Source organism: Arthrobacter wenxiniae, assembly GCF_013376105.1.
Classification (GTDB): Bacteria; Actinomycetota; Actinomycetes; order Actinomycetales; family Micrococcaceae; genus Specibacter; species Specibacter wenxiniae.
Window position 1 is genome coordinate 45820 of record NZ_JAAMFM010000028.1, and the last position, 11804, is coordinate 57623.

Below are 11804 nucleotides of genomic sequence, written 5' to 3' on the forward strand. Positions count from 1 at the left end.
TTATTGGGGGCATAATTCTCTCCACCCGTCATCTTTGAAGGAGAGCCGGCATGACCACACGCCTTAACCCTTACCTTGGCTTCCGCGGCAACGCGAAGGAGGCCATGGAGTTTTACCAGACCGTATTCGGCGGCGAGCTGTCGCTGAGCACGTTCCGCGAATCCGGCGGCGGGGTGGAGGACTCCGAGCTGGACCAGATCATGCACGGCGCGCTGCTCACCGACGGTGGCCTCTCCCTTATGGGTGCGGACACGCCCAGCCACATGGAATTCAAGCCCGGCACCAACCACCAGGTCTCGCTCACCGGCGAGGATGAGGGCGAACTCCGCGGCTACTGGGACAAGCTCTCCGCCGCCGGCACGGTCACCGTGCCGCTGGCCAAGGCCCCGTGGGGCGACACCTTCGGCATGTGCGTCGACGCCTTCGGCATCCCCTGGATGGTCAATATCGCCGGGATCCCGCAGGCCTGACCCGCCACCGCCCCGTCGCTGCCCGCCACGCATGCGCTGATCGTTGGCGGGCCCCCATGCCGGCACTCGGGCGCCCTCACGGACCTGGGGCGCTAGCTGCCGAGCAGGCCCAGGATCCTGGCCAGCTCGGCGCGATCGTCCGCCGACAGCCGGGCGAAGTACTCGTTGGCGCTGTCGCGGCGCCCGGCCGAGATGTCGGCAAAAAGCTGCCGGCCGGCTGCCGTGGCCACCACCAGGGTGGCGCGACGGTCGGTCGGATCGGGGCCTCGCCGCACCAGGCCCTTGGACTCCAGCTGGTCCACCACCTCGGTGGCCGAGCGCGGGGCAATGCGCAGGCGCTCTGACAGGTCCTTCAGGCGGACACCCGCCACGTCGGGGGCGCCCCCGCCCGGGGCACAGGCGCGCATGAGTGTCATGAGCGCCCGCCACTGGTGCGGGGTCAGTTCCCACGGGGCCAGCTGTTCGGCCCAGGTGCGCCGCAGCCCCCGGAAGGCGCCGTGGAACAGCTCGCCGAGATCTGCAGAAGTGTCGCGGGGACGTGTCATGACAACAGTCTACCGAAGTTGACTGGCAACCACATAGTGAGGTAACCTCTGTATTGATTGATGCGACTCCCGCACCCCGCACACCTTCTGGAGGTGCAGCCCATGACGGAGATGAAGACTTCCTCCCACGGCAGCCAAGGCCGACCCGCCGCAACCCCTTCACGCGGTGACCGCGGCCCCGGCCGCGTCAACCCCGCAGACAAGAAACAAATCAAGGCACATCCCGTAAGCCTCAAGCGCATCGCGGCATTGTTTGCCCCGCACAAGGTGACCATCACCGTCGTCGTACTACTCATTACCGCATCGAGCGTCATCAGCCTGGCCCAGCCGTTCCTGGTCCGCGGCATCATCGACTCGGCCCTGCCGGACAGGAACCTGCCGCTGCTTGGCTGGCTGGCCGGCGCCATGATCGCCGTCGCCGCCGCCACCGCTGCGATTGGCGTGGTCCAGACGTGGATGGCCACCGCCATGGGCCAGGAAATCATGCACACGCTGCGCACCCGGCTGTTCATGCATCTGCAAAGGCAGTCGCTCGCGTTCTTCACCACAACCCGCAGCGGCGAGGTGCAATCGCGCCTGAACAACGACATTTCCGGCATGCAGTCGGTCATCACGTCCACGGCCACCGGCGTCGCGTCGAACCTGACCACGGCGGTTGGCACGGCCGTGGCCATGGTGGCGCTTTCGCCCCGGCTCTCCCTGATGTCGCTGATCGTCATCCCGCCGGCCGTCTGGTTCTCCCGCCGCGTGGCCCTGCTGCGGCGCGACGTCACCTCCTCCATGCAGGCCGAGCTCGCCACCATGAACACCTACGTGGAGGAGGGCCTGAGCGTCTCCGGCGTGCGCCTGGCCAAAACCCTCGGCACCACCGGCCGCGACGCCGCCCGCTACACCGAAAGCTCCCAGCGGCTCATCGGCCTGGAACTGCGCTCGCAGTTGGCCGGCCGCTGGCGGATGGCCACCATGGGCATCATCTTCTCGGCCATCCCGGCGCTGATTTACTTCGCCGGCGGGCTGCCCGGAAGCACCATGAGCATCGGCACGATCGTGGCGTTCACGGCGCTGCAGGCCGCCATCTTCCGCCCCATCATGGGCCTGCTGAACCTCGGCGTCCAGTGGGTCACGGCCATGGCGCTGTTCAGCCGCATCTTTGAATACCTCGACCTGGTCCCGGACATCACCGCCCCCGCCCGCCCCGTCCCACTGGACCCGGCCGCCGTCCGCGGCGAGGTCCGCTTTGAAAACGTCCATTTTGCCTACGACGGCGGCCCGGATGTTTTGCGCGGCATCGACCTTGCGCTTCCCGCCGGGTCCGCCACGGCCGTGGTTGGCCCCACGGGCTCCGGAAAGTCGACATTGGGCGCGCTGCTGCCTCGGCTGCATGACACCACCGCCGGCCGGGTCACCATAGACGGCGTGGATGTCAGGGACATTGCCCCCGAGGTTCTCGCCCGGATAGTCGGCGTGGTGTCCCAGGAGACGTACCTGATCCACGCGTCGATCCGCGAAAACCTGCAGCTCGCAGCACCGGACGCCGGCGACGCGGAACTCTGGCAGGCTCTGGGTGCGGCACGGATAGCCGACCTCGTGGCAGGGCTGCCTGATGGCCTGGACACGCTGGTGGGCGCCCGCGGCCACCGCTTCTCCGGCGGCGAGCAGCAGCGCCTGGCCATTGCCCGGACCATCCTGCGCAACCCGCGCGTGCTCATCCTTGACGAGGCCACCTCCGCGCTGGACAACACCACGGAGGCGCAGGTGCAGGCGGCGCTGGACCACCTCGCCGTCGGACGCACCACGCTGACCATTGCCCACCGGCTCTCCACGATCGAGGATGCGGACCAGCTGGCTGTCCTGGCCGGCGGCGAACTGGTGGAACGCGGCACGCCGGCCCGGCTGCGGGACGCCGGGGGAGCCTACGCAGCCCTCCTGGCGGCGGACGAGCAACTGGAGCCGGCCGCGTAGGAGGCCGGGAGCTGGGGATCCCCCGACATCGGGCAGGATGGCGTCAACTGACCGGACCGTTGACGTTTCAGCTGGGGTCAGCCACAGATTGGGCGTTGCCAACCCAGTTGTAACGGCTACGCCCAGTGCTACCGCTAAACCGGGCTGGCGGGCCCGACGACACCCGCTATGCCGCCCGGCGCGACACCAGCAGCGCCCCGGCGGCCAGCAGGATGCCCGCCCCAAACGCCATGACATAGCCGGCACCGCCCAGGCCCAGCAGCGCGGCGAAGACGGCGCCCACCACGGCGAGGGCGGCCGCCGTCGTCAGTGTTTCACTCAGCTGCAGGGCCGAGGAGTTGGCGCCCTGCTCGTGCGGCGCCGAATCCTGGAGCACCAACACGGACTGCGTGGGGTACGCCATGCCGATGCCGAGCCCGGCGGAGGCCCAACCCGCCCAGGCGATCCACACGGGCCAGCCCGGCACCAGGACCAGCGCGGACACAGCCATCCCCGCCAGCATGAACGCCGCGCCGAGGCGCAGCGACTGCCGCGCCGGCGCCATCCCCCGCGCCGCAAGCCAGGCGCCGAGGGCCCACGTCACGCCCCCCACCGTCAGCGACAGCCCGGCCAGCCACGCAGGCAGTCCCCGCTGGTCGATCATGTACAGGGGCAGGTAAACGTCCGCAATGGTGAACGCCGTGCCCATCAGTCCCCGCATCAGGACCAGCGACGGCAGCCCGCGCACCATCCGCCACGTGCCCCGCGGCAGCAGCTTGCCGACCGCAACACACAGCAGTACGACGGCGGCCCCCAGTTCCACCGGCCACCATCCTTGGGTGCGTGCGCTGGCGTCGCCCAGGGCCAGGACGGAGACGGAGGCCGCGACCGCCCAGGCAGGAGCCCGCCACAGCTTCGGCGGGCGAGCCCCTTCCGCTGATCGAACGGGTCGGGATCCGGGATCAAGGCCGCCCGGCGGAACCGTCCCCTGGTTCATCCCGGTGCCCTGGGTGCCCCGGTAAATCACGGCGGCCGCCGCGGCTGCCAGGAGGGGGACGGTGGCGAACACCCAGCGCCAGCCAAAGTGGTCGGTGATGACCCCGCTCAGTGCGGGCCCCACAATGGAGGGCAGCAGCCAGGCGGCGGCCAGCGCCCCGAACATTTTGGGACGGAGGTGGGCCGGGAACACCCGGGCGATGGCCACGTAGAGGGCGACGCCGTCGAGCCCGGTGCCCAGGCCCTGCACGGCGCGGGCCGCGACCAGCCATTCCATGGTGGGCGCCGCGGCGGCCAGTGCCAGTCCCGCCACGTAAATGGCGACCCCGGTCAGCAGCGGCTTTTGCGGGCCGGCCCGGTCAATCCACAGGGCTGCAAGGGTCATCGACACCACCGACGTGGCCATCGTGACGCCGAAGGCCAGGCCGTAAAGGGGGAGGCCGTGGAGTTCGTTGGCGGCGCGCGGCATGGCCGTTGTGATGGCGGCCGACGAATAGGCCACCATGAAGGCCAGGCCAAAGAATCCCACGGTGGCGCTGCGGTATTGGGCCGCCCAGATCGAAGCGGGCGCGCTCACTGCCGGCGGCATGGGGTCTCGGACATAGGATTAGCCTAATTAACGAAGGCGCAACAAGGAGACAGGCGTGGAATTTTCACAACGGTACGTGGCGCTGGGCGACTCGTTCACCGAGGGGCTGGGCGACACCGCGCCGGGGCTGCCCAACCAGGTCCGCGGCTGGGCCGACCGCACGGCCGAGCAGCTGGCCATGGCCCACGCGGAGGAATCGTTCGGGTACGCCAACCTGGCCATCCGCGGCAAGATGATGAAGCAGATCCTCAGCGGACAGGTGGACGCCGCCGTGGCCATGAACCCCACGCTCGTCACCATCTACGCCGGCATCAACGACATCCTGCGCCCCAAGGTGGACATCGACGCCATGCTGGCCGCCTATTCCCTGGGCTTGGCCAAGCTGACGGACACGGGTGCCCGCGTGCTCGTCTTCACGGGCTTTGACGCCAGCAGCTCGAAGGTCTTTGCCGGCATCCGCGGCCGCACGGCCGTGTACAACGAGCTGCTGCGCGAGGCGGCGGAGGTGCGCGGCGCGGAAATAGTGGACTACTGGCGCTTCCGCGAATACAACGACTGGCGGCTGTGGGGCGTGGACCGCATGCACATGTCCACCCCTGGCCACATCAACATGGCGAACAGGGTCCTGGAGCGACTGGGCGAGACGGTCCGCATCCCCGTGCCCGAACTGCCGCCCGTCCCTGTCCGGACGACGGCCGAAACCCTCAAGGACAACGCCGCCTGGACCAAGGAATACGTGGGCCCGTGGATCGGGCGCCGGCTGCGCGGCGTGTCCTCCGGGGACAAGCTTTCCGCGCGCTGGCCGGTGCTGCGTTCGCCGGCGGTCCGGAACTGAGGCGCCGTGGGCGCCCCTTGGGACCGCACGACGGGACCGCACGACGCCGGGACTCCAGCGGCTGCCTTCCGGCCGCCTGGGGCGTGGCCGGGCCTGAAATGTCCGCCTCCGGAGGGGCTGCGGCCTGACCTTGGGCTGTACGTGACCGGCCGGACCGAAAATGTCGGCTGGCCGGGCCAAGGGTTGCGCTGGCCCGACTTTTGGCTGCCGCGGGACCGCGCTGCCGCGGTTCAGGCAATCCGGGAGGGTTGGCTGCCAGCCGGCACCCAACGCGAGGAGGTGGCCTGTGGGGGGGGCGACGCGGTTCGCGCGAAACTTCCCTCTTGAGGTGGTCCGTGATATGGGCGATTAGCCATTAACGGCGGCCAGCATCTAGACTAGGTAGGCGCTAGGTGGCGCGGAGCGTGTGCAATTGCTCCGGTTTACGGTGAATATCCTCCCGTGGGCCGGTAGTTAGGGGCTCAAGTTGCGTGCACTCGAAGTATTTGCCGGACCAGCAACCGGTTCCCATCAGCTTGAAAAAGATGGCTGGGGGCCATGCTGTCCAAGGGCGGACGCTGCCTAACCGCACGGCTCGCACCAGCGGACCGTTTCCATACATTTACTAGGAGTGATCATGGCAGCACACTGCCAGGTGACCGGAGCCGAGCCGGGCTTTGGGCATAGCATTTCGCACTCGCACCGCCGCAACAAGCGCCGGTTCGATCCGAACATCCAGAAGAAGCGCTACTGGGTTCCGTCCCTGCGACGCAACGTCACCCTGCAGGTATCTGCCAAGGGGATCAAGGTCATCGATGTACGCGGAATTGACGCCGTTGTTGCACAGATTCTGGCACGAGGGGTGAAGCTCTAATGGCAAAGGACAAGGACGTACGTCCCATCATCAAGCTCAAGAGCACGGCAGGTACCGGTTTCACGTATGTGACCCGCAAGAACCGCCGCAACACCCCGGACCGCCTGGTCCTGAAGAAGTACGATCCCAAGATCCGTCAGCACGTTGAATTCCGAGAGGAGCGCTAAGACTATGGCCAAGAAGTCCATGATCGCCAAGAACGAGAAGCGCAAGGTCATCGTCGAGCGTTACGCTGAGAAGCGGCTCGAACTGAAGAAGGCCCTCGTTAACCCCGCTTCCACCCCGGAAGAGCGCGAAGCTGCCCGCCTGGGCCTGCAGAAGCTCCCCCGCAACGCATCGCCCGTGCGCGTCCGCAACCGCGACGCCATCGACGGCCGTCCGCGTGGAACGCTCCAGAAGTTCGGCATCTCCCGTGTCCGCTTCCGCAAGATGGCGCACGCCGGCGAGCTGCCCGGCATCAAGAAGTCCAGCTGGTAATTCCCGGCTGTAATTAGGGCGGCGACCTTCGGGTCGCCGCCCTTTTTTTTGGTGCCCTTTCCGGTTTGTGGGGGACGGGCGAACAGGTGGTCCCATCCCGCCGGCAAGCGACACGGGGCGAAGTCGCGAGAACTCGCCCTTCCCACCTTTCTCGCGAGTTGGCCCCGTCTGGGCGGTTTTCAGTCGACGCGGAGGCCCCGCCGCTCGGCTGAGAGCGAAAACCACAGCCAAATCCGGGCCAATCGGCCCAAAAATCCGCGAAAAACGCCCAAAATTGCCGGAATCCCGCGGAAGAACTGGTAAGTTCGCTAGCAGTGGTTGACACGCAACCGCGTGGAATTAACAATCTTGACGTCCAGGAGGACAAACATGGCTAAGAATCGTAGCGAACTGGTAGCTGAAGTTGCTGCAAAGGCTGAGACGAGCCAGACCGCAGTGAACGGCGTCCTGGACGCACTGTTCTCGGTGTTCGAGAGCTCCGTTGCCGCCGGCGAAAAGATCACCATCCCGGGCTGGCTCTCCATCGAGCGCACCGACCGTGCAGCTCGCACCGGCCGCAACCCGCAGACCGGCGAGACCATCCAGATTGCCGCGGGCCACAGCGTCAAGCTGTCCGCCGGCTCCAAGCTGAAGGCTGCGGTCTCCAACAAGAAGTAGTCACCACGCTTCGCAGCGGAGGCGGCCGGCACCTGCCGGCCGCCTCCGCTGTTTAAGCCGGAGCCTGGTTCCCAACCGCGCTCCCCGCGACCCCGGAGCCCTGCGGCCGTGGGCCCGGCTCGGCCAGGGAACCGTCCCTGCGTGGCGCGCAATCCAATCTGGGAACTCCCCGATTCGCCCTATCGCGGCATGGTGCAAGACAATGGAAGGGTGCCACCCGTAGAATCAGCCCCCGCCGCCAGCCCTCGCCCGGACACCACCGCGCCACGTGCCGTCCGGCAGGACACCTTCGCCGGCGGCGTGCGCGGCCCCTGGTGGTGGCTGGGCCTCGCAGCCGCCGTGGCCGGCGTCGTGGGTGCCCTCCTGTGGACCGGCGCCGCCGGGGTGCAACAGCTGGGTGATCCCGGGTCCTTCACCCGCTGGGGCCTGCCCCTGGCCACCACCATCCACAACATGGCATTGGCCACGGTGGTTGGGGCACTCGTCTTTGCCATTGTCATTCTGCCCAAGGACGCCAAGCCGCGCCGCCCCCGTACCGGCAAGCAAAAGCTTGACTCGGCCAGTCACGCCCATGCCCCAGAGCACCCCGCCTTCACGAGGGTCATGACGCTGGCCGCGGTGGCTGGCGGGGTGTGGACCGTGGCGGCCATCGCCGTCCTGGTGCTGACCTATTCCAGCATTTCCGGTCTGGCCGTGTCGGGCAGCAGCGATTACACCAACCAGCTGGTGTTCTACATGACGGAGCTGCCCGTGGGACAGGCCTGGCTCATGGTGGTCATCTGCGCCGCCGTCACCACCACCATGGTGTTCGGCCTGAGGAATATCAGCGCCCTGGCCGTGCCCCTCGTCGTGGCCATGCTTTCCTTCGTGCCGCAGGCCCTGATCGGCCACTCCGCCTCCAGCGCCGACCACGTTGGCGCCGTGAACTCGCTCTTCCTGCATATCACCAGCGTCTCGCTGTGGGTCGGAGGAATCGTTGTCCTCGTGGTCGTTTCAGGAGTGCTGGGCTCCATCACCGCCCAAACGCTGCAGCGCTTCTCCGCCCTGGCCATCTTTGCCTTTGCCGGCGTGGCCGGCTCCGGAGTGGTCAACGCCGCCATCCGCATCACCAACTGGCACGACCTCTTCCACTCCACCTATGGCCAATTGATCCTGGCCAAGTCCGCCGCCACCATCGTGCTGGGCGTGATCGGCTGGATGCACCGCACCTGGATCATTCCGCGCCTGGCGGGGGGCCAAAAAAGTACGACGGCGGCACGCACCCGCCGCCTGCTCTGGCAGCTGGTCTTTGGTGAGCTCCTGATCATGGGAGTCACGAGCGGCATCGCCGTGGGCCTGAGCCGCTCGGCACCGCCGCAGTCCCGGGAGCTGGTGCAGGCGGCGCTGACCCCTGCCCAAATTCTCACGGACTACCCCCTGCCCCCCGAGTTGACCTTCGCCCGCTGGTTCACCGAGTGGCGGATGGACTGGCTGTGGGTGGCCTTCGCCGTCGCCGCCGGCGCCGCCTACCTCTCCGGCCTGGTCAAGCTGCGCCGCCGCGGCGACAAATGGTCGGTGCTGCGCACCGTCTCCTGGTTCACGGGGCTGCTTTCACTGGTCTACATCACCTCCGGCGGCACTGCCGTCTACGGCCAGGTCCTCTTCAGCGCCCACATGGTGGAGCACATGTCGCTGATGGTCATCGCCCCGCTATTTCTGGCGCTGGGCTCGCCCGTGTCCCTGGCGCTGCAGGCCCTGACCCCGCGTCGGGACGGCAGCCGAGGCATCCGCGAGTGGATCCTGGTGCTGGTGCACTCCCGCTTCTCGCAGCTGATCACGCACCCGCTGTTTGCGGCAGCCAACTTCGCCGGCAGCCTGATCATCTTCTACTACTCGCCCTTGTTCAACCTGGCCATGCGCTACCATGTGGGCCATGAGCTGATGATTGTGCACTTCACGCTGACCGGCTACATCTTCATCATGAGCATGATCGGCACGGACCCCCTCCCGTTCCGCTTCCCCTACGCGATGCGGCTCCTCCTGCTGCTGGCCACCATGGCGTTCCACGCGTTCTTCGGGGTGTCCTTGATGATGGCCACCAACCTGCTCTCCGGCGAATACTTCGGCAACATGGGCCGCCCCTGGGGCGACTCCGCCCTGGTCGACCAGCAAACGGCCGGGGGCATCGCCTGGGGCGTCGGGGAGATCCCCACCCTGGCCATCGCCATGGGCGTCGCCTACATGTGGGCGAAGTCGGACGCCCGGGAAACCAAGCGCAAGGACCGTGCCGCCGTCCGGAATAACTACGCGGACCTCAACGCTTACAATGACATGTTTGCCCAGCTGGCGGCACGCGATGCCACGACGGATCCGGCACACAGCGGGCCGCCCCTGCCGCACCTGCACAACGGCAAGCCGCCCGCTGCCAGCGGGGCCGTCCAGGCGACCGCCACGCAGCCTGATTCACCATCCGGTTCACAAGGAGAAAAGCACTAGTGGAGTCCGCAACAAACACCGCCTCGACCGTCCGCATCCGCGCCTCCGAACTGGAGGGCCGTGGCTGGCTGAACACCGGAGGCGCAGACTTGGACCTGGAGAAGCTGCGCGGCAAAATTGTGATCCTCGATTTCTGGACGTTCTGCTGCATCAACTGCCTGCACGTGCTGGACGAGCTGCGGCCGCTGGAACAGGAATACAAGGACGTGCTGGTCACGGTGGGTGTACATTCGCCGAAGTTTGAACATGAGGCCGATCCCGTGGCCCTCGCCGCCGCCGTGGAGCGCTACGAAATCACCCACCCCGTCCTGGACGACCCGGAACTGATCACGTGGCAGGCCTATTCGGCGCGCGCCTGGCCCACCTTGGTGGTGGTGGATCCCGAGGGCTACATCGTGGCGCACCTCTCCGGCGAAGGGCATGCGGCCGGCCTGGCCTCCCTCATCCCCGAACTCATCGCCAAGCATGAGGCCAAAGGCACGCTGCACCGCGGCGACGGCCCGTACGTGGCCCCCGAAGCCGTGGCCCGCGACCTCCGCTTCCCCGGGAAGGTCCTTCCCCTGGCGGACGGGAATTTCCTCGTTTCGGACACCGGCCACCACCGCCTGGTGGAGATGGGCCCGGACCTGGCCACCGTCATCCGGACCATTGGGGCCGGGACCAAGGGATGCAGCGACGGTTCGGCGGTGGAGGCCGAGTTCAACGAGCCCCAGGGGCTAGCGCTGCTCCCGGCCGAGGTGGCCGCTCAGGCGGGCTACGACGTCGTCGTGGCTGACTCGGTGAACCACCGCCTGCGCGGCATCACGCTGGCCACCGGCGCGGTGCGCACCGTGGCCGGCAACGGCGTTCAGCGCTTGCTGGAAGCGGGCCCCGCCCGCGTGGACGACGACGGCGCCACCGCCTCATCGACTTTCCTCGGCACCGCGCCGCTGGAGATCGCGCTGTCCTCCCCCTGGGATGTGGCGTATTCCTCCGTGCTGGGATCCGTGGTGGTTGCCATGGCCGGCACCCACCAGCTCTTTGGCTTTGACCCGGCCGGCGGAGCCGTCACGATCGTGGCCGGGAACGGTCTCGAAGGCTTGCTGGACGGCCCGGCGGACCAAGCCTGGTTTGCCCAGCCCTCCGGCGTGACCGAAGACGCGAACGGAAGCATTTGGGTTGCAGACTCCGAAACGTCGGCCCTGCGCGTGGTGAAATTTAGTGACGCCGGAGCGTCCGGTGAGCGGGCAGTCACGGTGGAGACAGCCATTGGCGAGGGCCTCTTCGACTTTGGCTTCCGCGACGGCGACGCCGCCGCGGCCCGCCTGCAGCACCCGCTTGGCGTCGCCGTGCTGCCGGATGGTTCGGTGGCCGTGGCGGATACCTACAACGGCGCCGTACGCCGCTACGACCCGGCGACGAAGCAGGTCAGCACGCTGGCCCGCGGCCTGGCCGAGCCAAGTGACGTGCTGCTGGACGAATCCGGCGATGTCCCGCTGCTCATCGTGGTGGAGGCCAACAAGCACCAGCTAATCCGCCTTCCGCTGCCAAAGAACGCCCTGCAGGTGGACGAGGGCGCGGTGCAGACGCAACGCCCGAAGACCCCCGTGGCGGCCGGCGAGCTGGCCCTGACGGTGCGATTCTCCGCTCCGACGGGGCAGAAACTGGATGACCGCTGGGGCGACCCCACGCAGCTGAAGGTTTCCTCGACCCCGCCGGAACTGCTGGTCGCCGGCGGGGGCACGTCCGTGGGCCTGTCCCGTTCACTGGTGCTTTCGCCGGATGTCCCCGAGGGCGTGCTTCACCTGACAGCCCGCGCCGCGGCCTGCGACGGCCCCGAGAATGTCAACGGCGAGATCCCGGACCACGCGGCCTGCCACCTGTACCAGCAGGACTGGGGCATCCCCGTCATCCTCGACGCCGGCGGTGCCAACGAGCTGGTCCTGGACCTGCGCGGGATGGACTGACACCCGCGTCCGAGACCGGC

General features: G+C 67.8%; 11 protein-coding genes. 9 read left to right on the forward strand and 2 right to left on the reverse strand.

Annotated features, from left to right (window positions below; all coding sequences use genetic code 11):
- Nucleotides 1-50 precede the first annotated feature (50 nt).
- A complete protein-coding gene (locus G6034_RS15580) occupies nt 51-470 on the forward strand; it encodes a VOC family protein (RefSeq protein WP_176636029.1) in 420 nt (139 codons plus the stop codon).
- Between the two features lie 92 nt (nt 471-562).
- On the opposite strand, the gene G6034_RS15585 is transcribed toward G6034_RS15580, so the two are convergent.
- Nucleotides 563-1015: a MarR family winged helix-turn-helix transcriptional regulator gene (locus tag G6034_RS15585; protein WP_176636030.1), complete on the reverse strand. Its 453-nt coding sequence runs from the start codon at nt 1013-1015 to the stop codon at nt 563-565.
- A 111-nt stretch (nt 1016-1126) separates the two neighbouring features.
- Here G6034_RS15585 and G6034_RS15590 point away from each other — a divergent pair, with 111 nt between their 5' ends.
- The gene (locus G6034_RS15590; protein ID WP_218063967.1) at nt 1127-2977 is read left to right on the forward strand and encodes an ABC transporter ATP-binding protein; all 1851 of its coding nucleotides are present in this window, start codon (nt 1127-1129) and stop codon (nt 2975-2977) included.
- A gap of 166 nt (nt 2978-3143) precedes the next feature.
- Here the strand turns inward: G6034_RS15590 and G6034_RS15595 are convergent, their stop codons facing one another.
- Nucleotides 3144-4529 (reverse strand): MFS transporter, encoded by a 1386-nt coding sequence (locus tag G6034_RS15595; RefSeq protein WP_176636032.1) that lies wholly within the window; start codon nt 4527-4529, stop codon nt 3144-3146.
- A 67-nt stretch (nt 4530-4596) separates the two neighbouring features.
- Here G6034_RS15595 and G6034_RS15600 point away from each other — a divergent pair, with 67 nt between their 5' ends.
- From G6034_RS15600 to G6034_RS15630, 7 genes are all read left to right on the forward strand, one after another.
- Complete coding sequence (locus tag G6034_RS15600) at nt 4597-5376, forward strand: GDSL-type esterase/lipase family protein (RefSeq protein WP_176636033.1); 780 nt, start codon at nt 4597-4599, stop codon at nt 5374-5376.
- A gap of 616 nt (nt 5377-5992) precedes the next feature.
- The gene (gene rpmB / locus G6034_RS15605) at nt 5993-6229 is read left to right on the forward strand and encodes a 50S ribosomal protein L28 (protein WP_113716244.1); all 237 of its coding nucleotides are present in this window, start codon (nt 5993-5995) and stop codon (nt 6227-6229) included.
- Complete coding sequence (gene rpmG, locus G6034_RS15610) at nt 6229-6396, forward strand: 50S ribosomal protein L33 (protein ID WP_044574616.1); 168 nt, start codon at nt 6229-6231, stop codon at nt 6394-6396. The genes rpmB and rpmG overlap by 1 nt, the downstream gene beginning before the upstream one ends.
- Before the next feature lie 4 nt (nt 6397-6400).
- Nucleotides 6401-6706 (forward strand): 30S ribosomal protein S14, encoded by a 306-nt coding sequence (rpsN, locus tag G6034_RS15615; RefSeq protein ID WP_176636034.1) that lies wholly within the window; start codon nt 6401-6403, stop codon nt 6704-6706.
- Nucleotides 6707-7075: 369 nt separating this feature from the next.
- A complete protein-coding gene (locus G6034_RS15620; RefSeq protein WP_110502511.1) occupies nt 7076-7363 on the forward strand; it encodes an HU family DNA-binding protein in 288 nt (95 codons plus the stop codon).
- A 210-nt stretch (nt 7364-7573) separates the two neighbouring features.
- Complete coding sequence (locus G6034_RS15625) at nt 7574-9838, forward strand: bifunctional copper resistance protein CopD/cytochrome c oxidase assembly protein (RefSeq protein WP_425485536.1); 2265 nt, start codon at nt 7574-7576, stop codon at nt 9836-9838.
- Complete coding sequence (locus G6034_RS15630) at nt 9838-11784, forward strand: thioredoxin-like domain-containing protein (RefSeq protein ID WP_176636036.1); 1947 nt, start codon at nt 9838-9840, stop codon at nt 11782-11784. Before G6034_RS15625 ends, G6034_RS15630 begins: the two co-directional genes overlap by 1 nt.
- Nucleotides 11785-11804: the final 20 nt, after the last annotated feature.